The sequence below is a fragment of the Bacillus sp. FSL W8-0645 genome (assembly GCF_038007905.1).
Lineage (GTDB): Bacteria > Bacillota > Bacilli > Bacillales > Bacillaceae > Bacillus > Bacillus pumilus.
Genome location: NZ_JBBOYC010000001.1, coordinates 189,482 through 210,597, shown reverse-complemented (window position 1 = coordinate 210,597; position 21,116 = coordinate 189,482). Strand labels below are relative to the sequence as shown.

Genomic DNA, 21,116 nt, shown 5'->3' with positions numbered 1-21,116 from the left:
ACGGTTAGAATGCGCACTAGATGTTCTCATACCGAAGGGAGAGAAAATGATGAAAAAGGTATCATACACACTCATCGCTTGTTTGTTATCTGTTGGGCTTGCAGCCTGCTCGTCAAACGATGCCAAACAAGATAAGCAAAACGATTCAGCCAAAAGCAAGGAGACAACACAGGCTGACCAAAAAGAACAGCAAAAGCAAATGGAAGAGATGCAAAAGAAATTAGACGCACAAAAAATCGATGATCAAAAGGTCGTTGCGACCGTCAACCAAGACAAAATCACAGGTAATGAATATAATAGCGCTTTATCGACTATTCAAGGACAGCTTCAGCAATCTGGTCAGGATCCAACATCTAAAGAAGGCGCAAAAGCAGTCAAGAAACAAACCATTGATGCGCTCGTAGGTCAAGAGCTCATCCTGCAAGAAGCTGAGAAGAAGGGCATCAAAGCCTCTGACAAGCAGGTAGATAAACAGCTAAAAGAAGAAAAGAAACAATTCAAAGACAATGCTCAATTTGAAGAAGCCCTTAAGAAAAGTGGACTCACCATGGATCAGCTGAAAAGTGACATTGCCGACAGCATCAAATATAGCCAGTATGTCGACAAAGAAATCAAATCAGCGTCCGTCTCTGAAAAGGACGTTAAAGCGTACTATGATCAATACGCTGATGAAATGAAAAAACAAAAGCAAAAAGCACCAGAGTACAAAGAGGTTAAATCACAAATTAAAAAACAGCTAGAATCTCAAGAAAAGCAGAAAGAAGTACAAAAAGAAATTGATAAACTAAAGAAATCTGCGAAAATTAATGTGTCTCTGTAACAGCTAAGAAAAAATCCGCCATTGTGCGGATTTTTTTCGTTATTTGATGAACTGTTTTTCCAAAATTATGACAAAAGCCTCATCATAAACGTCTCTTCCATCCGATATGATGGGAGTACAAAAGAAAGCGTTATCAATTCTTTTGTCTCTTAAAAAGTACAAGATCAAACGCTGATCTCGTACTTTTGCTTCAGTCAATCGGACAACGACAAGAGGAGGATCTTTATGTTCAAATGGTTTAAACCCGCTCCGCATATCGACAGGCTCGATGATGCCAAAACAGACGAGACGTATAAGCGGCTACGGCTGCAAGTCTTTTTAGGCATCTTTATCGGGTATGCGGGCTACTATTTGCTGCGGAAAAATTTCGCTTTTGCTATTCCGTATCTACAGGAAGAAGGGTTCACGAAAAGTGAATTAGGCTTTGTACTCGCAGCTGTCTCCATCGCTTATGGCTTTAGTAAATTCATCATGGGGATGATCTCAGACCGCTGTAACCCAAGATACTTTTTAGCCACTGGACTCTTTCTATCAGCCCTTATCAATATCCTATTTGTCTCATTTCCATGGGTGACGTCAAGTGTATGGATCATGTTCTTATTCATGTTTTTAAACGGCTGGTTCCAAGGCATGGGGTGGCCGCCATGCGGACGGACGATGGCGCATTGGTTTTCGGTTAGTGAACGCGGAACGAAAATGTCCATATGGAACGTCGCTCACAATATCGGCGGGGGAATTCTTGCACCGCTCATCACCTTAGGGATTGTGCTGTTTGCGACGTGGAAAAGCATCTTTTTCTTCCCTGCCATCATTGCCATTATCGTCTCCTTCGTGATCATTCTTCTCGTCCGGGATACCCCGCAATCCGCTGGTCTTCCGCCAATCGAGGAATATCGCAATGACTATCCGGCACAGCAGTATGAAGATCAAGAAAAAGAATTAACAGTGAAAGAGATTTTATTTAAGTATGTACTCAACAATAAATTCCTTTGGTATATCGCCATTGCCAACGTCTTTGTGTACTTCGTCCGTTACGGTGTCGTGGACTGGGCGCCGACCTACTTAACAGAAGCAAAGGGCTTTTCACCAGAGCATTCACGCTGGTCATATTTTCTTTATGAATATGCAGGCATTCCCGGCACATTATTGTGCGGCTGGATCAGCGACCGCTTCTTTAGAAGCCGCCGTGCACCAGCAGGCGTCCTCTTTATGGCTGGGGTGTTAATTGCGGTGCTTGTTTACTGGTTAAACCCTGCTGGCAATCCAATGGTCGATAACATTGCCCTCATCAGCATCGGCTTTTTAATTTACGGACCTGTCATGCTCATTGGACTTCAAGCCATTGACCTCGCTCCTAAAAAAGCGGCTGGCACTGCGGCTGGACTCACAGGCTTCTTCGGTTATATTGGCGGCTCTGCCTTCGCCAATGCGATGATGGGCGTCGTCGTGGATCATTACGACTGGACAGGAGGCTTCATTTTATTGGTTGGTTCTTGTGTGCTTGCAATTGTCTTCCTAGCGATGACTTGGAATACAGGGAAGCGCGTAGAGCAAGCTTAATGAAAATCACATAAAAGATTCATATCCGCCCAACATGCCCTTTACATCTATTCCTTATGATGGAGGCAGTTACCGTAAAAGGAGGATAAAATATGAAGAAAAGTAGATTACTTGCTTTCGTGTTGCTCTCTTTTGCTTTACTGTCTATTGCTTGGGTGCCGACCACCGTATCAGCACATGAACATCTTTTATCTCCAGATCGTATTCTAACCGTTGCACATCGCGGAGCATCAGGGTATGCACCAGAGCATACCCTGGCTTCTTACAAACTCGCCACAAAGATGAATGCGGATTACCTCGAACTCGACCTTCAAATGACAAAGGATGGACATCTCATCGTCATGCACGATGAAACCGTTGACCGCACCACAAACGGAACGGGCTGGATCAAAGACCTCACACTTGCCGAAATCAAACAGCTTGATGCTGGTACTTGGTTTAATGAAGTCAATCCCGACAGACAAAACGCCAACTATATCGGACAGCGAGTCCTCACATTAGATGAAGTGCTGCGCTATTTCGGTAAACGAGAAAATTATTATATTGAAACAAAAAAACCAGACATCTATCCGCAAATGGAAGAAAAACTATTGGCGACCCTAAAAAAACATCATCTTCTCGGGAAACACACAAGAAAAGGGCAGGTCATTATCCAATCCTTTAGTCAAGACAGCCTGCTAAAACTACAGAAATTAGATCCACGCCTTCCAAAAGTACAGCTATTAGACAGAACTCAAATGACGTCCATCACAGATGATCAGCTCGATTTCATCAAATCTTATGCAGTGGGTGTCGGACCGAATTTTAGAGCATTGACGCTTGAAAACGTACAGCAGGTCAGAAGTCACGGACTCCTCCTCCACCCATATACGGTAAATAGCGAAGCAGATATGACCCGTCTACTGCAATACGGCGTCACCGGTCTTTTCACCAACTTTCCAGATGTCTTTAACCGTGTAAAAGCTTCACTCTAAACAAAAAAAGCCTTGCGGTCCCATCCCGCAAGGCCTTTGATTATTTTACCGTTTGATCAGAAGAAGCTGTTTCGATCGGTTTCCGTTTCCCGATCCCAAAGACATAAAAGCTAAGCGCTACTACAATTAAGAACCCAATTGCCACAATCAGAGAAATACGCGTATCCTGATTAATGAACATAAATACAAGCACCATTAGTAAGAAACCAATTGTAAGATAATTAGAAAACGGCGCTAGCGGCATTTTGAATGGATGCTGATCAAGCGCAGATCCCTTCGCCTTTCTAAAGCCGATATGACTAATCAAAATCACAAACCATGGCACCATACCAGGAAGTACACTCGCACTATACACATAGACGAAAATGTTTGGTGGCGCAACATAATTGAGGACAACTCCTACCGCTAGACCAATCAGCACAGCGAATGTCCCAAAATACGGCACACCATTCTTTGAAATTTTGGTGAAGAAAGCAGGCGCCTGTCCATTCACACCTAATGTATAAAGCATACGTCCCGCACTGAAAATCCCACTATTACAGCCGGACATCGCTGCTGTAATGACGACAAAGTTAATAATACCAGCGGCTGCTGTAATCCCAATTTTCGCAAACGTCGCCACAAATGGACTGCCAAGGGTATTCAGCTGATCCCAAGGATACACTGTCACAATGACAAAGATCGCACCGATATAGAAAATCAAAATACGCCAGATGATACTTTTGATGGCATTGGTCAGCGTCTTTTCTGGATTTTGCGCTTCACCTGCTGTAATCCCAATCAGCTCTACACCCTGATAGGCAGCAATGACGAGCGACAATGCAAACAAGAATCCGGTAAATCCACCTGTAAAGAACCCGCCGTGCGCCCACAGATTAGACAAGCCAATAGGCGTCCCGCCATTTCCAAATCCAAAGAAAATAATGCCTAGACCTGCAATGATCATTAAAATAATCGTCACAATCTTGATCATTGCAAACCAAAATTCGAACTCACCGAACGATTTAACCGAAATCAAGTTGGCCGCTCCCAAAATAATCATCGCAATTAATCCTGGAATCCACGCTGGCAGCTCCGGAAACCAATATTTCATATAAGCGCCTACGGCAATAATTTCCGACATCCCGACAATGACCCACTGGAACCAGTTACTCCAAGCTGTCATATACCCCGCAAGCGGATGAATATATTGATGACCAAATGTAGCAAATGAACCTGTACTCGGTTCAACGTATAACATTTCTCCCATCGCACGCATAATAAAAAAGATAAAGATACCACATACTGCGTACGCGAGAAGAACCGATGGACCTGTCCATTGAATGGCCTTGGCTGACCCCATAAATAAGCCAACACCAATCGTGCCGCCAAGTGCGATCATTTGAATATGGCGGGCACTTAACCCTCTCTTTAATTCCTTTTGAGCCACTTTTCTTCCCCCTCATCAACAAACAACATAAAAAATAAAAATCAGAATGTTCATTCTGATTGAGAAACATCAATCTTTCGATGTATATTATCATAATAAATCTACCCTTAAAATACAATTGTTTTTTTGAGGGAAACACTATTATCAAAATATTCCGACATAAAGAGATGCTCAAATTGTTTTATATTGATATATTGAACCAAGGGGTGAAAGTCACTTCAAAGCTGATGACTTAATAAAAACTGACCGCCTCTTATATCAACCTCAAAGAATCGCAGTCCATTTTTATGCACCATTTTGTCCTTCTCTCGATGACAAGAAAAGTCATTCCGGAAAGCGCCGGATCTTTTCTTTACATAACAAGTAAATCCATCATTTTCCGGTATCGCCACTTTGACATTTGCTCCAGTTGAAGTAGATTTAAGTGAATTTAGCATGTTTGTAGAATGAATCTGCATCCTTCTACCTGTTACATGCAGATCAACGTCCGAAAAGGCACCCGTTAACTCAACTTTTGACGATGTGGCGTGCAGTAATAATCTTTGTGCGGTCAGTTGCCGACTAGAAATAAGCCCACCTACTGTCTCTAAATGGAGATGCTTGATGTCACCTGATAGCACCGTTTTCCCGGAAGTTAAATGACAAGAGACATTTTCCGCCTTCAGTCTCTCTGCCTGAAGATTTGCTCCTTTACAACGAATGGAAATGGACTGTAATTGTCGTTTAGGGAGAAAAATAGCGACATCAGTTTTATAAAATTGAAGCCCAAAGCTGAGTATTTTTTTCCGTCTATCTTGAATGAACAATCGTCCATCTTTTACCTGATGATGCATCAAATAACGCTTTGGAAACACTTGATTGGCCGTTTGACGAATGATGAAATAAGGATGATCATGGTATTGAATACACACCTCTCCGAGCAACCAATCCAACGATAATTCTACGACTGATTCTTCAATTTGAATCGTATGCTCCATATGTCTCCCTCCTTGTATACTCGCTTATTTCGCTTGAAGCCGGGTCATGCGGCCCCATAATTCCAAGATCACTATGAGGACAGCTATCATCATGACTCCTGACAAAATGACATTCATTTGATCATTTCCATAAACAGCGATTAATACGTTTCCTAAAACAGCACATAGAACAATCGCAGTCAGTATGGTCATGAAAGTAGACCTTTTCATTACCCCCACTCTCATCGCAATCATGCCAATACCATTGATACAGCAAGTAAACACTAGGTACGTTTTGATCACAGTGAGCATCACATCCGCTGTCAGCGCATCTTGAACAATAGGGAAGAATGTTTCAGTGACACTAAACACAACAAATGACGGAATGATACTACACAGCATGACAATTGTAGAAAAGCACAGCATCCAAACCATTCTCGAAAGGAGGGATGACTTCATACTTAATGAATGAGATTCATGTTCTTTCAATGCGGTCACTATTACTCGACAATACATCATGGCTGTGACGATCGAAAAAAAGATCATCCATACTATACTCGTCAACAAATAGATATTCGGATATTGCTGAAAACCTATTTCCTGTTCAACCTGTGCAACAAACGCGACAAAATAAATAAACACCAGCAGTACAATACTGATAATCATACTAGCTTGAATATAATGTTTCATATGACTTTTTCTTAGCTCAAGTTTTACGAAGTGAAGCATAAGGGATCCTCCTATGAAATGAATTTTGCTTTTGACTCTTTTCTGGCCATTTAGGTTCCAGGCTGATCATATCCACCAATCCCAGCATAATGCGCTGTGACCTTTTGAATAAATAGATCACTCACCACATCCACTCCGAGACCTTTCATCATCTGTTGTAAAAACAGTAAACGCTGACTAGTTTCCTGCTCATCACGAGCAAATAGCGTTGGGTTCAGCCATATATTGACGAGAAGCATAAACACTTCTGCCACTTCACCAGGAAATGCAGTCTTTATCGAACCATCCTCAATTCCTTCAAGAATAAGATGTTTGATTTTTAGCGCATCCTGATTTACGCCTGCCTTCATTCCCTCAACCACAAATTTCGGATTTTTGATCTGGTCAACCAAGATCCCATCAATCGAATGAGATTTTGGATCTGCCACTAGCTGCTCTAAAATACGTTGCAACTTCTCTTTTGCATGCGCTGCCTCTGTATGCTTAATCAGATCTTCAAGCTTCTCAGTCGCATGACGAAATTGCCTCTCCATCACGGCACGTAATATTTCTTCCTTCGATTTAAAATGATGATAAATAGCCCCTTTAGACATGTTCAATTCTTGGATGATATCCTGCAAACTCGTCTTTTCAAATCCTTTTTCCTGAAACAGCTTCGTCGACACATCTAAAATTTGCTTGATTGTCTTTTCCGGATATTTATTTCTGGCCAAATAAAACGCCCCCTTTTACATACCGACCATCGGTATGTATATTTGTATTTTTCATTATAAACTGTTCTTAAAGATTTGTATAGAATAAAAAAAAGACCGCTCACACGGTCTCTTCAAGTACAAATTGTAAATTTTTCAACACTAGAAAATGAAAATATTGTTCGATAAACTTGAGTAACTAGATGATGCGGGGAAGGTATATTACTAACGGTGACTCTCGATGTTAGATAAAAATTCTCTAAAATCAGCTGCGATTTCCTTCGATTTCGTATGATGCAAATAATGGCCGCCTTTGAAAGTAACTACTTTTCCGTGATCTACATTTTTCAGTAGATCTTCATGCATTGGTTTCCAGCTTGGTGTTTCTTCCTCCGTTTGATCCGCTAGATAGAAAACAACGGGGAGATTCTTAGGCAAATGTAATCGTTGAGCGTTTTTAAAATTGTTTCTAAAGTTTTCTGCCTCACTAGCTTGGCTTTCATTCAAGAAATTTTGAAAGGTCAGCATTTTGATCTGATCTTTCGTTTGATCATCCACTTTAGGCATCAACAGTTGATCTGGATTCATTTTCACTATCAATCTGTAAAAGCCGGATTGATGAAGCAGCTGTAAGCTGGAGACTGGCAATTCATCTGCATCCTCCTGCTTAGGAACACTGCTGTCAATTCCAACAAACGCTTGGACTTCTTTTTCATATTGATTCACATATTCTAATCCATAAATGCCAGAGATCGAATGACCCATCAACGTATACTTTTTAATGTTAAGCTTCTGCAAACATTCATGAATCTCATCTACAATGTTTTGACTTGTCCGTACTTTATCTGTATCGTCACTTAAACCATATCCAAATGGTTCAATCACTACGACTCTATAATAAGGTGATAATTCATCTACTAGAGGCTTGAAATCTAGCACTGGTGAAGCAGTTCCATAGCCTGGGAGAAGTACAATCGTTTCTTTCCCATCGCCTTGAATGAGCACATTCATTTGCTTCCCATCCACCAAGACCTTTTGCCCATAAGCTTCTATTTTCCCCTTCTCCCGTTCATTACTAATGAGGTTTACAAAATAAACAGTAGCTAGAAAAACAACCATGACCGTGATAATGGTGCCTATGGAGATCAGCATGATTCTCAATATTTTTTTCATTGGTTTTCTCTTCCCTTCATGATGAAGAACTCTAGCCTACATCCCTCGATGAAAATTAATATTTTCTTTCACAATAGATGATGCCGATTGTATTTGCGCAAACACTTGATACATACATAAAAGTAATCGCTATATAAAACCATTCTGTTGGAGATGAAAATTGATGGACTAAAGATTGAATGATAACAACTAATAGATAAGCTAAAGCAACACCTACAATAGAAAAACTTCCTGCTTTCGCTAAAATAAATTGACCTCGTTCATCATGTTTATATTCACGGTTTTTCTTAAATTGAAAGGCCGTGCTTAAAATAGAAAGGATAATCAAAGAATAAAGAATGATCGTCGTCATCATTGTGGTTCCTCCTTGTCGACCTCTTGAAATACGTCATACAAATCAACTTCAAATGTCCTAGCAATTTGAAAGGCTAATTTTAAAGACAAAGAATATTTACCATTTTCAATCGCTGCCACAGTTTGACGAGTCACACCTAACTTCTCTGCCAAATCCTTTTGTGTCCAGTCTCTTTCTGCCCGTAATACCTTAATTCGATTTTTAATCTCCATTTGAAATCCCTTTCTTAAAGGATGATTTATTTAACAATATGTTAAAAATTATTAACATTATGTTAATTAATAATAACCTCTTTTCTTCTGTATGTCAATTTCACCAGATGCAAAAAAATAAGAATCATCCATTTTGAAAGTCTTACCTCAAAATGAATGATTCTCTAAAAATGATGTGATCATCTGAATTAGAACACTTTCCTCTGGTAAATCGCAGTAGAAAGTCCCCAAGACAGCAAGTAGATGAGCATAATCAGCACAGTTGATCCCGTATATAAAATAGGGATCGATAAATTCATCATAAAATCAGTGATTCCACTGAATTGCTCTGCTAAATAGAGAACAACTGGCGGTCCCATAGCAGATAATAGGATAAAGCCAATGAGCACTGCCGTTGTGATATAACCAGGCTTTAAGATATAAAACAATGGAAACGTACACGCCGCGAACAATAAAAACAACCCGCTGCCAAGAGCAATATCCGTCATCGAAAACAGCTTCCCAAAACTAAATAAAGCAACACTTGTCAGCCCGATCGCAATGACCATATAAAAAACGGCACCAAGATAACGAGATGCAATAATTTCATTCCGTGTATAAGGCAAAGAATTTAATAGAATATTCGTTTCTGCCTTCTCATCATAAGCGTATGTGTTAAATGGAATGAAGACACTAGCGACTAGAAACGTCAATACTGGATGGACATCCATGAAAATAAAAAATAAGATAAACGGAATAAAAATAAGTAACTGCTTCTTTTGCAAAATCACATCACGCTTAATTAAATGAAACATGCGCAACCCCGCCTTTCAAATAAAACATGATATCCTCAAGCGACGCCGGTTCAATCACAACAGCATCCCCAAAAATAAGTTTCACCTCATCAATCCGATCTGTTAATGCTTCAAATCCGGCTGCCGTACGCTGAATATGGATAAACGCCTTTTCTGTGTCTCGATCCAATAAATCCAGGCTCCCCTTCACCAGCGCATAATTCTCCGCCACCTCATGAATCGACTGTTGAAAAACCAATCTTCCATTTTGTATAAACGCAATATAATCTGCAATGCGATCTAAATCAGTCGTCATATGCGTCGAGAAAAAAATCGTTCGATTTCCATCAATCATCAATTCTTGTAACGTGCCGAGTAGCTCTCTTCTAAAGACCGGATCCAACCCAGCAGTTGGTTCATCCATGATAATCAGCTCGGCATGATGCGACAGCGCAATCGCAAGTGACGCCTTCATCTGCATCCCTTTTGAAAATGTTTTGATCGCTTTATTCAACGGCAGACCAAACTGTTCAATATATTGATAAAAAAGCTGGTCATCCCAGCGTTTATAGGCAGGTGCCACAATTCGTTTAATGTCCTTTAAATTCAATCCTGGGAAAAAAACGTTAGCATCGTAAACAAAGCCGATTCGTTCCTTAATCTCTTTTTCATGGGTGCGGTAATCTAATCCGAAGATTTTAATCTCACCCGAATCTGGTTTTAATAAATTCATAATCATTTTAATCGTAGTCGACTTACCAGCGCCATTTTCTCCAATAAACCCTGTAACAAAGCCTTTTTTGACCTGTAAATCAAGATTCTGAACAGAAAAGTCCTTGAATCGTTTTGATACTCCTTTGAATTCAATCACGTGCTCCACTCATCTCACTCCTCATACAAGAACTTTAATAACTGCTGCAATTCATCAAAAGATAAGCCTAATTCCTTGCCGTTTGTAACAACTGCTCCAAGCTGTTCCTCAATCACCTTCAATTTCTTCTCTCTCATGACCTCTAGGTTTTGCTCGGCAACAAACGATCCCTTACCGACAATCGAATAAATAAATCCTGCCTTCTCTAACTCTTCATATGCCCGCTTTGTTGTGATGACGCTGATTTGCAAATCCTTCGCCAGCTTTCGAATAGACGGTAGTGCCGCGCCTTCCGCCAGCTCACCCGTTAAAATCATCGATTTAATTTGATTCGTAATTTGCTCATAGATGGGCTCCTTAGAGTGGTTTGAAATCGTAATTTGCATATAAAAACCTCTTTTTTTCTGTACTGGTGTTTGGAACGAAATATTGTATATACACTATATATACATTATATACACACTGAAAGAATAATCAACCATTTTTTGATTGCAACTCAACTAAAAAACCGCACAGCTTTTCAGCTATGCGGCCTTCCCCAACAAAATTTATCTCCAATACACCCATTTTCCCATCATCCACTCCACCGGACCTCTTCTCCATTTTTTCAAATAGAGATAGCTGATGAACAGCTGTGCTGTATACAGTCCGACAGCGAGCAGCAGTCCAAACATTGACCCCATCTGTCCAAATAGACCAAGTCCATAAGAATAGAAAATCGTTGTACAAATGATAGATTGAGCCAAATAGTTTGATAAAGACAATCTGCCAAGTCCTGCAAGCAGACGTTTCAACCCTTGAGCAGCCTTTGAATAGTAAAAAACAATAAAGGCTTGAATATAACCGATCGTCAGAACATAGGCACCTAACGTCATCACCATTTCACTCCAAGGAGCATCAATGAACGTCGCACACTTTAAGGCGAGCCCGATGATAATCATCCCAACCCAGCCTTTACGATAAGCCATGCCTCGATCTACTTCTGTCAAATGACCTTTTTTCCCAATAGCCATGCCAAGCAGTGCAAATGGACCCACCATGATCGTACCGAATAGAAAACCTAGGATTGGCATCAGCGTAATGGTCACGATCGCCATAATAATGGTCACAATCATCATATCGTCTTCAATCGTAATCCGGCTCAATAAAATATCACCGTATGCACCCTTCGCATACACATCAGTTAACAAATCATCATTTCCATAAACAAAGGTCATCAGATATGGCAAAACCACCAATGACAATGCACCTAACACACCCGACCAAATCAGCATTGTTTTGATCCGGCTGCTCATAAACATCATCAAGAAAAGCATACAAGCTCCATAATAAAGAAGAATGTCACCATTCCAAATAAAGATGTAATGCAGCATTCCAAGCACAATCAGACCAAAACCACGGCGGACGACAATGGCATTCGTATTTAGTCCCTTAGCTTTCGTAGATTCAATCAGCTTGATAAAAGAATATCCAAACAAAAAGGAGAAAATCGGATAAAACGACCCCTGGAACAAAATTTCCGTTACATAAACGCCAAATTCCTGCCCCCAAAAACTCGAATCAAACATTTTCTCAAAATCATAATCATATTGAAAATTAAGCATATTCACGATCAAAATACCTAATAAACTAAAACCACGCAAACTATCAATTATCTCAACCCTAGACCCCTTCAACTCGACAGCTCCTTCGGAAAATATAAAAGCATATTTATCCTACCACACTTTTAAAAAATTGGTCTCTACACCCATGTAAAAACATGCGTTTTAAGGTAAATTTAATAAAAAAACCCAGAATATATATTCTAGGTATCATAATGAATGATGACTTTCTTCTTTCCTCATCACACGCTTCACATAAAACAAAATCCCCAATCCGAATAAAATCAACGTCAACTCCCAGTCTGCAGAAATCGGAAACCATTTCAATATCATTAAAATCAACAAAACCGCTCCAATCCCTGCGAAAAAAATGACGTTTCTTTTTAATTCTTTATTTGATTGAAACAACACTCTCTCCTCCCTGATACTTACTAACTAATTGAATGTTTTTCTAACTTTTTCAATATTTTTCCAATCAGCTATCTCCCATTTTCCGATCTATTAAATTTCCCTAAAAACTCCTTTGATCTGAAGGAAAAATCCAAGGGAGGTGCTCAGGCCAATTGAGTTTTTGCGTTTCCACTATTCATCCCCCTTTTCCTTTAGCTGAAAAGCAATAATCTTCCCTAATGCTTCCTCTGCAGCAAAAGGAGTGACGCTGCCTGTTGGATTTTCTTGTTCTTGTTTTAAGCACTCGTACATGTTTTTTTCAATTTTTGATGGATCAATCCAAGAGATACACCATGATGCCCAGAAACAAGTAGGTCCCTCATAACGTTTAGCCAGTGCCAGAAGGAATGGCAAGCTAGGCTGTCCAATCCTCATGAGTGACATGGCAGCGGCCATTCTTGTATCCTCTTCTTCACTTTCTAATAGCTGTGCTAGTGGCTCAGCTGCTTCTCCCGCATCTGCTCCAAATTCACCAAGTACAGCTGCTGCAATGTTCCGCAGAGATCCTTTTTCTTTTAAAGCCTCAACAAGGACGGGTACTGCATCTTTTCCGAACTTTCTCAATTCCCCTATTGCTTGAACGATCGTTACTTCATTTGTATTTGCCAATTGTTGAACTGATTGAGACAGCTTATTTTCTGGTTTCATTGACAATCAACTCCTCTGTTTAATGAACCGCACGGTATCGATAACAAAGCACATAAAATCCTGCTCCAGCCACTAGGGATACAATTGTTGTCAACAAGCCATCAGTGATTAGATGAATGCTAATCATAACCATAGCACTGATCACAGACGCAAATAGCAATGATCGATAATAGGCGGCCAAAGCAAAACTCCTTTCTCTTCTCAGAGGCTGCATAAAGGCAAAGAGCCGTATGGCCAAAAACCATATATAAACTCCTCCACCAAATAAGGTCCAATACAATACATCCTGAATCTCAATTAAATAAAGAGAAATCAAGTAGAACGCATACAGCCAAAAGGTTTGAAACACTTCTAACAGAATGATTTTTTGATATAAAGCACCTGGAAAAAGATAGAGCACTCCTGTTTGTGCGTGTCTTACAATCCCAGCATAATATGAACTAAAAAGAACGGATGAAGCGATGACGATTAAGAATAGATTCAGCCAATCAGAAAAATAAGTAAGGACGACATAGTAAGTACCAATTAACAGCATGGTAGATAACAAATGAAAGGCAGCATACTTTTTTACCAGCAATAATTCAATCCAAAGAAAAGCCCAGCTACCCGTTAATGACGAAAGCCCCCACCACGTCTTGACCTTTTTTTGAACGATTGGACTTGATTGAATATGTTTCCCCTCAAATTCTTCCCAAAATACTGCCTCTTTGACTAAAGACTCCTTCATCTCTAAACGATGACTAGCCCTATACATCATGATGAAAGATAGGAACATTACTCCAATAAAGATGAAGAAAGAAAGAATGGAGAACTCTTCGATCATACGTCCAGCTTGAAACATCAAAGAATCAGCAATGTTCATCAAGAAGGGCTGTTTCATCATGAATTGATTCAAAACCAGCAGTGCAAAGAAGCCAAACATCAATACAAAACCGAGTATGAGCAGGCGCTTATATACTCGAATGGTTCTAGCACAAGACATCGCAATCATCCAAGTTTCAGCCAAACATAACAGCCCTGTCAGGATGAGTGATTTTCCAAGCAGAAACGGGTACTGCTGCGTCATAAAAAACAGAAGTAGATCCGCAGCCACAGCAGAAACAATGAGAAGAGCCCCTCGCCAAAAAATGTGATATAACCATACACTGATGACAACTGTCCATAGAGAAGCGCCATTTCCATATAACCAAATGATATCGTTCATTTGACTAGGCAGCCGATTTGTAAACAAGCCAAACCCCGCATAGAGAACAAACAAACAGACAATGATCCACCCAGCTGCAACGGCATTCCAATCACCCATACTTGAAACTGCGCTTAGCTGAAAACCAATAGCCGCAATGAAAAGAAGTAAGATCAGAAAAGGCATTTTCTTTTCTTGATTTTTACTGATCAAGCGTCTTTGAGATTTCATCCATAAAAGGGAGAGTGTGTTATTCACTTGACCACTCCCCCAGAAGTTGAATGACTTCTGCCCTCCACTCACTCTGTTCTTCCTTTAATTGAGGAACATCCATATTTTTCATGATGGCGCCGTCTCGTATCAATACCACCCTACTGGCCGTATCGAGAACGAACTCCAGACTATGAGTCGACACAAAGACCGACCCACCTTGACTGCTTTTTTGTCTCAGCCAATCCGCCAGCCACTGTTTTGACGGAATATCTAACCCGACAGTCGGTTCATCTAATATAAAAAGGGAGGCATCTTGAACAATGGCCCCTGCTAAGACGACACGCTGCTTTTGGCCTCTTGACAGCCTTCCGCACAGTTCGTTCATCTTTTTTTCCATATGTACTTCTTTCAACGCTCCATATACCTTTTCCTTGATCTGTTTTAAGCCTTTATGATATCCACGAGCACGGAATTGAACATGTTCAGCAGCCGTTAAGTCTGGATACAAATACGGCTGATCAGGAATAAGAGCTACTTGTTTTTGGACATGGGCATGACCAGGCGGGAAACCCTCAATGAGAATTTCCCCTCCATCTGGTTTATATAGCCCCGTTAAACACCGAATCGTTGTCGTCTTCCCGGCACCATTAGGCCCGAGTAGCGCCACAACCTCACCTGCTTCGATGGAAAATGACAGACCCTCTATCCCATCACCATTGCTATATCGTTTGCTTATATTCTGAACCTCCATGAATGGCATCAAATCTCTCCCTTACTATTAGAGTGATGTATGCTTATCAATGGTGTTTTTTTACGATGACATGTAAATGTAATTAGACCCACTCAATATTTACCCTGATATTACCATACAGACAATAACAAGATAAGGGTATAGAGGTAATTTCTTAAAATTTCACAAAACAAAAAAGATTGAGCATCAACCACCCAATCTTTTACCGATTAAATCTCCTGACACGCCCAAGCATCCACCTCTACCTTAAGATCAGGTGAAGCCAATGCCACCACATAAATCATCGTCATACAAGGCCGATGCTCGCCCAAAAACTGCCCCATGATTCGTTTTCTGCTCTCCGCATCGAACTCTCCTACGAGATAAAATACTAATTTCGTTATGTCTTCTACGGCCATGTCTGCCGCTTCTATGTTTCGCTTCACATTCTCTAATGCTAGTTGGAGCTGCTCTAATGGACTCTCTGGAATTGTTCCATCCGTCTCCATCCCTACTTGACCTGATAGGGTTAACCACCGCTGTGGTCCTGTTGTTTCTATTTGATGAGTATATGGTGCAACTGGCGGGTGAATGGCCTCCGGATTACGTGATGTTCGCATTGATAAAAACCCCTTTTCTGAAAATACAGTCAATTTTTATCATCATATCAAACTATCTACCGTATTCAGATTTTTATGCTCATAGTAAACCTGAAGAAACAATCGCAACCGCCTGCTATAATTCTTGTCTTCTAAAAAGAAACCATCCAATAAGAAAAAAGAAACCAATCAATACCGATACACCTAGAAAGCTTGTAAGCGCCTGATCCGAATAAGTTCCTCTATGAATCATCTCCTCAGCCGCACTTGTTACGCCTTTCGGTGCAAACTTTCCTAATGTATCCTCATAAAATGAAGGAACAGTAAATAAAATAAGGTTGATCAAAAGCGATACACCGCCAGCTGTGACAGAACGTTGAAAGAACGCCGAAGCACAAATGGTCGATACCACAATCAGCAATAAATTTGGATAATAAAGAAGTGTTCCTTTTAACACATTGACCCAATCCACATGCCCAAATTGGATGTCCACATAATAAACGGAGGCAAGCACCGCCACCACCAAACTAAACAAGGTCAAACAAGCATAGGTGCATATTTTCGAGACATAGTAACTCATTCGACTGATCGGTTTCACCATAATCATCGCCGTCACCCCAGAGGCACGCTCTCCTGCGATCGTCCCCATCACAATCATAATGAGAATAAAAACGCCAAGCGAATCGAACTTACTCAATGCACTCGCTAAAGCCTCTCCAGCGCTAGGCTCTGGTATATAAAATGTGGACCCTTCAGGTAGATTCGCTGATTTCGACAAAAGATCTGGCAGCATTTTGAGCGTAATAGGCTGTGTGATCATTAAAATCGTAAAAATAATCGGCACAAATAACATTTTATAACTAGTGAATAACTCCCTAAATTCCTTTTTAAACATCATCACGCCGTCACAACCTTCATGAAAATATCTTCAAGCGTCAGCTTAGATAGTCGATAATGGAGGAGAACACCGCCAGCTTCAGTGATGAGACGAGGCAGCTCCTTCAATGCCATTTGTTGATCGTTGACTCGCACCTGATAAGCGTCTCCTGTTTCAATGCATTCCTCCACCCAATCCCGCTCCTTTAACAAAGCCACTAGTTTCGTATTCTGTTCTTCTAATTGAAATTCAATCACTGGCTGGATATAGTCTTCTTTGATCTGTTTCATCGAAGAGGACATCTCAATTTTGCCGCTGTTGATCATAATAATATGATCCGCCACTCGTTCAATGTCGTCTAAAATATGGGTCGACATAAAGATCAACATCTCATGCTTTAGACGCTCAATCAAAGTCAGGACATCTTTCCTTCCCATTGGATCAAGTGCAGACACAGGCTCATCTAGAATAAGAACCTTCGGGCTGTTGATGAGCGCTTGTGCAATGGCGAGCCTTTGCTTCATCCCTCCGCTATAGCTGCCAATGGCTCGATCCTTCGCCTCGTATATGCGGCAAAGCTTCAACAATTCATCTGTTTTGGATCGAATGATGTTTTTCTCTAATTGAAATAACCCACCAACCCAATGCATCCACTCCTGCCCCGTCATATCTTGATAAAATGCAGGCTGTTGCGGACAATAGCCAATCACATGACTGATGTCATCCATGTCCTTCGTCACATCCATACCCGCCACCTTCACGACACCAGACGTAGGACGAGCAAGCCCCGTCAAAATCCGAATCGTCGTTGTCTTCCCCGCACCATTGGCTCCTAAAAAGCCGACACATCCAACCTCCCCAACAGAAAACGAAACATTTTTTAAAATTTCATGCCGACCATACGATTTCGTCAGCCCATGACACTCCAACATATTCAAACGAATTCCCCCTACTAAGATTGTTTACGACCAAAAATGAAATACGCAATAGGACCGACACTCGCCACAAACACAATCACCAAAGCCCAAACCCACTTCACCTCTCCTTTGATCCTCGATGGATCTCTTTTCAGCAAATCGAACAAACCAATCACCATCAAAATCGCTTGCAGTAAAATAAGAGGTAATATCATCTTCATATCCATCCACGCCACTCCCTTTTCAAACACCAATTTTTTTGATATCACTTCTTTTGACGACATGAAGGGTGACTTCGTTCAAATGGATTTTATTTTTATCGATCGAGTGGTCTATAAGATATAAAAAAGCCCAGTGAAGGCACCTTCACTGGGCTTACGTGTTATAGATGTTTATGATGAACCTCGCAAAATCTTTTCCATCTTCTTTCCTTTCGCTAATTCATCAATTAGCTTATCCAGATAACGAATGTTTTTCATGGTTTCTTCCTCAATATCCTCCACTCGAACACCACAAATGACCCCTTTGATTAAACTGCGGGAAGGATGAAGCTCAGGGGCCTCAGCAAAAAAAGTTTCAACGTCTGTCTGTTTGTCCACCCGTTCCTGCAACTCTTCCGGACTGTACCCTGTTAACCAACAAATAATCGTATCGACTTCAGCTTTCGTTCGTCCTTTTCTCTCTGCCTTTTCGATATAGAGAGGATAGACTTTTGCAAAGCTCATTGTATAGATTTTAGGTTTGGTCATGTGTTTTTCTCTCTTTCTTTTTAAAATATTCAAGCTGTATGGCCTTCTCTATATGCTGCTCTCTTAGTATGCCTATTCTCTTTTTATTACCTGCATCTTTTTTGAAAGATCTATATTTATGAAATTGAACGAAACAGAATCCTAGAAATACACAAATCGGTCCTTCGACGGTAGCAGGACCGCCAATCAACACATAAGAGCTTATAAACAATGCGATATAAACGATGAAGAAAAAAATAATTCCCCGTTTTTCCTTTTTTAAATAATCACTCATAATGATTCCGCTCCCTTGAACATATACGATCTTATCGAATATATCTTTCATTTTAATTAGTTCTTTAGACACAAAAATACCCCTTTAGACAATTATATCTAAAGGGGTATCAAAAATCCGATTTTATTTAACCCTACTCCACCGTCACACTCTTCGCAAGGTTACGTGGTTTATCCACATCACACCCGCGGTGAAGGGCTGCGTAGTAAGCGATTAGCTGTAATGGAACAACAGATGCAAGTGGTGCAAGTGCTGGGTGTACAGCTGGAAGGACGAAACGGTCGCCTTCGTCTTCTAGGCCTTTTAGTGAAATGACACATGGGTTTGCGCCACGTGCAACGACTTCTTTGACGTTACCGCGAATGCTGAGGTTCACGTGCTCTTGTGTTGCAAGGGCAATGACCGGTGTGCCTTCTTCAATTAAAGCAATCGTGCCGTGTTTGAGTTCTCCGCCAGCAAATCCTTCTGCTTGGATGTAAGAGATCTCTTTTAGTTTTAGTGAACCTTCAAGGCACACATAGTAATCAAGTCCTCTTCCGATAAAGAATGCGTTACGTGTCACTGTGAAGAAGTCACGAGCGATTTGTTCCATTTCATCCTTTTGATCGACAAGGGCTTCCATTGCGTTTGCCACAATACCAAGCTCTTTCACAAGATCAAAGTCAAGAGATTGACCATTTAATTCAGCTGCAACGGATGCAAGGATCGCAAGTACAGCGATTTGTGCTGTGTAGGCTTTTGTTGAAGCCACTGCGATTTCTGGTCCTGCATGAAGAAGCAATGTGAAGTCCGCTTCACGAGAAAGCGTAGATCCTGGTACGTTTGTGATCGTTAATGCTTTATGACCAAGCTCTTTGACTTGAACAAGTACAGCACGGCTGTCCGCAGTCTCCCCAGATTGAGAAAGGAAGATGAACAACGGCTTTTTCGATAGAAGCGGCATGTTGTAAGAGAATTCACTTGCTACATGGACTTCTACAGGTACTTTCGCCCAGTCTTCAATGTATTGTTTACCGACAAGTCCAGCATGGTAGCTCGTTCCACAAGCCACAATGTAAATGCGGTCTGCTTCTGCTACTGCGCTTGCGATATCGCCAGCGACTGACAGCTTGCCGTTTTCGTCTTGATATTCTTGGATGATTTTGCGCATAACAAGCGGCTGCTCATCCGTTTCTTTTAACATGTAGTGAGGATATGTGCCTTTCTCGATGTCGCTTGCATCTAGCTCAGCGATATAAGAAGGACGTGTCATGATATCACCGTCAAGGTTTTTGATGATCACCTCGTCTTTTGTGACAATGACCATTTCTTTATCCATTAATTCCGCATATTCGTTTGTTACTTGAAGCATCGCCATTGCGTCAGAAGCGACAACGTTGAAATCTTCTCCGAAACCAACCAATAATGGGCTTTTGTTTTTCGCCACATAGATTGTTTCTTTGTTTTCGTTATCGAAAAGGGCAATTGCGTAAGAGCCTTTTAGTTGAAGAAGCGTTTGACGGAAAGCTTCCTCTGTATCAAGACCTCTATTCACAAATTGTTCGATGACTTGAACAACAACCTCTGTATCTGTGTCGCTTTTTAGTGGGACATCTTGTAAATATTCGCGTGTCAATTGTACATAGTTCTCGATGACACCGTTATGAACAAGCGTAAAACGGCCAGAAGCACTTTGATGCGGATGCGCATTTAGATGGCTTGGTACACCGTGTGTTGCCCAGCGTGTATGTCCGATTCCAGCTGAAGATGCTACGTTTGCATCAACAACTTCACGAAGCTCAGCGATACGTCCTTTTTCTTTGAACACATGCACGCCTTCTTCGTTTGCCACAGCGATACCTGCTGAGTCATACCCACGGTACTCAAGCTTCTCTAAACCTTTTAATAAGATTTCCTTCGCATCATTCTGACCAATATAACCTACGATTCCACACATAAATATTCTTCCTCCCGATCATGTGAAAGGGACAAAGAAAGCCTACTAAAATAGAAGGGACATTTCTTCGTCCCTCTCTACATGTTTAATTTGGGAGATCATGTGTATTCCCTTTGTACAAAGAGTCACCTCTTTGCTTTAAAGAAACACTTACGGCTGTGATCTCTTTTCTGATCAGCCGGGAGGCATCCGCCGAAAATTCGATAACCTCCATCCTCGTCAACTAAGCATCTTTCGTCCGATCGCTTAGTTCGGGCGCTATAATTATAAGAGAGTTGCTGAACATCTACCCTGCCTTTCCTGATAGAATAAAAATCCAGTAACACAAGGATGATTGTACTATAAGGTCTGACCTCCGTCAATCACAATTTAGCAGGTGATCCCTTCCTTTAAGT

General features: G+C 40.9%; 25 protein-coding genes. 3 read left to right on the top strand and 22 right to left on the bottom strand.

From position 1 onward, the window contains the following. The first annotated feature begins 49 nt into the window (after positions 1-49). The 3 genes from NST39_RS01210 to NST39_RS01200 all read left to right on the top strand — a co-directional run bounded on the left by NST39_RS01210 (position 50) and on the right by NST39_RS01200 (position 3,354). Positions 50-820 carry a SurA N-terminal domain-containing protein gene (locus NST39_RS01210; protein WP_065097715.1) on the top strand — a complete coding sequence of 257 codons (771 nt, stop codon included), beginning with the start codon at positions 50-52 and terminating at the stop codon, positions 818-820. A gap of 225 nt (positions 821-1,045) precedes the next feature. Further along, positions 1,046-2,380 (top strand): glycerol-3-phosphate transporter, encoded by a 1,335-nt coding sequence (gene glpT / locus NST39_RS01205; protein WP_050943401.1) that lies wholly within the window; start codon positions 1,046-1,048, stop codon positions 2,378-2,380. A gap of 92 nt (positions 2,381-2,472) precedes the next feature. Beyond that, complete coding sequence (locus tag NST39_RS01200) at positions 2,473-3,354, top strand: glycerophosphodiester phosphodiesterase (RefSeq protein WP_268454125.1); 882 nt, start codon at positions 2,473-2,475, stop codon at positions 3,352-3,354. 40 nt (positions 3,355-3,394) lie between these two features. Here NST39_RS01200 and NST39_RS01195 read toward each other — a convergent pair whose 3' ends face one another. The 22 genes from NST39_RS01195 to glmS form a co-directional block, all read right to left on the bottom strand. Then, positions 3,395-4,783 (bottom strand): amino acid permease, encoded by a 1,389-nt coding sequence (locus tag NST39_RS01195; protein ID WP_268454124.1) that lies wholly within the window; start codon positions 4,781-4,783, stop codon positions 3,395-3,397. A 218-nt stretch (positions 4,784-5,001) separates the two neighbouring features. Next, entirely contained in the window at positions 5,002-5,760 is a 759-nt protein-coding gene (locus NST39_RS01190; protein WP_341026555.1) for a DUF4097 family beta strand repeat-containing protein, read from the bottom strand. 24 nt (positions 5,761-5,784) lie between these two features. After that, the gene (locus NST39_RS01185) at positions 5,785-6,468 is read right to left on the bottom strand and encodes a bacitracin ABC transporter permease (RefSeq protein WP_341026553.1); all 684 of its coding nucleotides are present in this window, start codon (positions 6,466-6,468) and stop codon (positions 5,785-5,787) included. Positions 6,469-6,518: 50 nt separating this feature from the next. Further along, positions 6,519-7,181 carry a TetR/AcrR family transcriptional regulator gene (locus tag NST39_RS01180; protein WP_341026549.1) on the bottom strand — a complete coding sequence of 221 codons (663 nt, stop codon included), beginning with the start codon at positions 7,179-7,181 and terminating at the stop codon, positions 6,519-6,521. Between the two features lie 204 nt (positions 7,182-7,385). After that, positions 7,386-8,333 carry an alpha/beta fold hydrolase gene (locus NST39_RS01175; protein WP_185108642.1) on the bottom strand — a complete coding sequence of 316 codons (948 nt, stop codon included), beginning with the start codon at positions 8,331-8,333 and terminating at the stop codon, positions 7,386-7,388. 55 nt (positions 8,334-8,388) lie between these two features. Beyond that, the gene (locus NST39_RS01170) at positions 8,389-8,688 is read right to left on the bottom strand and encodes a hypothetical protein (protein WP_003217102.1); all 300 of its coding nucleotides are present in this window, start codon (positions 8,686-8,688) and stop codon (positions 8,389-8,391) included. Next, on the bottom strand, positions 8,685-8,900 hold the full coding sequence (locus tag NST39_RS01165; protein WP_003217221.1) for a helix-turn-helix transcriptional regulator: 216 nt from the start codon (positions 8,898-8,900) through the stop codon (positions 8,685-8,687). The genes NST39_RS01170 and NST39_RS01165 overlap by 4 nt, the downstream gene beginning before the upstream one ends. A gap of 188 nt (positions 8,901-9,088) precedes the next feature. Beyond that, the gene (locus NST39_RS01160; protein WP_126741718.1) at positions 9,089-9,694 is read right to left on the bottom strand and encodes an ABC-2 transporter permease; all 606 of its coding nucleotides are present in this window, start codon (positions 9,692-9,694) and stop codon (positions 9,089-9,091) included. Continuing rightward, positions 9,678-10,553 carry an ABC transporter ATP-binding protein gene (locus tag NST39_RS01155; RefSeq protein ID WP_003216953.1) on the bottom strand — a complete coding sequence of 292 codons (876 nt, stop codon included), beginning with the start codon at positions 10,551-10,553 and terminating at the stop codon, positions 9,678-9,680. Before NST39_RS01155 ends, NST39_RS01160 begins: the two co-directional genes overlap by 17 nt. A 5-nt stretch (positions 10,554-10,558) precedes the next feature. Further along, positions 10,559-10,930, bottom strand: coding sequence for a GntR family transcriptional regulator (locus NST39_RS01150; protein WP_003217079.1), 372 nt, complete (start codon positions 10,928-10,930; stop codon positions 10,559-10,561). 162 nt (positions 10,931-11,092) lie between these two features. Next, positions 11,093-12,220: a DUF418 domain-containing protein gene (locus NST39_RS01145; RefSeq protein ID WP_341026544.1), complete on the bottom strand. Its 1,128-nt coding sequence runs from the start codon at positions 12,218-12,220 to the stop codon at positions 11,093-11,095. A 135-nt stretch (positions 12,221-12,355) separates the two neighbouring features. Next, a complete protein-coding gene (locus tag NST39_RS01140) occupies positions 12,356-12,553 on the bottom strand; it encodes a hypothetical protein (RefSeq protein WP_341026543.1) in 198 nt (65 codons plus the stop codon). Between the two features lie 174 nt (positions 12,554-12,727). Continuing rightward, positions 12,728-13,243 carry a HEAT repeat domain-containing protein gene (locus NST39_RS01135; protein ID WP_050943428.1) on the bottom strand — a complete coding sequence of 172 codons (516 nt, stop codon included), beginning with the start codon at positions 13,241-13,243 and terminating at the stop codon, positions 12,728-12,730. A gap of 19 nt (positions 13,244-13,262) precedes the next feature. Beyond that, positions 13,263-14,684, bottom strand: coding sequence for a sporulation killing factor system integral membrane protein (gene skfF / locus NST39_RS01130; protein WP_341026541.1), 1,422 nt, complete (start codon positions 14,682-14,684; stop codon positions 13,263-13,265). Further along, entirely contained in the window at positions 14,677-15,399 is a 723-nt protein-coding gene (locus NST39_RS01125) for an ABC transporter ATP-binding protein (RefSeq protein ID WP_126741715.1), read from the bottom strand. Before NST39_RS01125 ends, skfF begins: the two co-directional genes overlap by 8 nt. A 200-nt stretch (positions 15,400-15,599) precedes the next feature. Next, the gene (locus NST39_RS01120) at positions 15,600-15,989 is read right to left on the bottom strand and encodes a RidA family protein (RefSeq protein ID WP_341026538.1); all 390 of its coding nucleotides are present in this window, start codon (positions 15,987-15,989) and stop codon (positions 15,600-15,602) included. 115 nt (positions 15,990-16,104) lie between these two features. After that, positions 16,105-16,869, bottom strand: a complete 765-nt coding sequence (locus NST39_RS01115; RefSeq protein ID WP_341026537.1) for an ABC transporter permease — start codon at positions 16,867-16,869, stop codon at positions 16,105-16,107. Next, positions 16,866-17,783 (bottom strand): ABC transporter ATP-binding protein, encoded by a 918-nt coding sequence (locus NST39_RS01110; protein WP_326848228.1) that lies wholly within the window; start codon positions 17,781-17,783, stop codon positions 16,866-16,868. Before NST39_RS01110 ends, NST39_RS01115 begins: the two co-directional genes overlap by 4 nt. A gap of 14 nt (positions 17,784-17,797) precedes the next feature. Continuing rightward, on the bottom strand, positions 17,798-17,989 hold the full coding sequence (locus tag NST39_RS01105; RefSeq protein WP_341026533.1) for a PLD nuclease N-terminal domain-containing protein: 192 nt from the start codon (positions 17,987-17,989) through the stop codon (positions 17,798-17,800). A gap of 165 nt (positions 17,990-18,154) precedes the next feature. Continuing rightward, complete coding sequence (locus tag NST39_RS01100; RefSeq protein WP_341026530.1) at positions 18,155-18,511, bottom strand: DUF2200 domain-containing protein; 357 nt, start codon at positions 18,509-18,511, stop codon at positions 18,155-18,157. Next, a complete protein-coding gene (locus NST39_RS01095) occupies positions 18,498-18,857 on the bottom strand; it encodes a hypothetical protein (RefSeq protein ID WP_341026529.1) in 360 nt (119 codons plus the stop codon). The genes NST39_RS01100 and NST39_RS01095 overlap by 14 nt, the downstream gene beginning before the upstream one ends. Before the next feature lie 61 nt (positions 18,858-18,918). Beyond that, positions 18,919-20,721 carry a glutamine--fructose-6-phosphate transaminase (isomerizing) gene (glmS, locus tag NST39_RS01090; protein WP_185108656.1) on the bottom strand — a complete coding sequence of 601 codons (1,803 nt, stop codon included), beginning with the start codon at positions 20,719-20,721 and terminating at the stop codon, positions 18,919-18,921. Positions 20,722-21,116 lie beyond the last annotated feature (395 nt).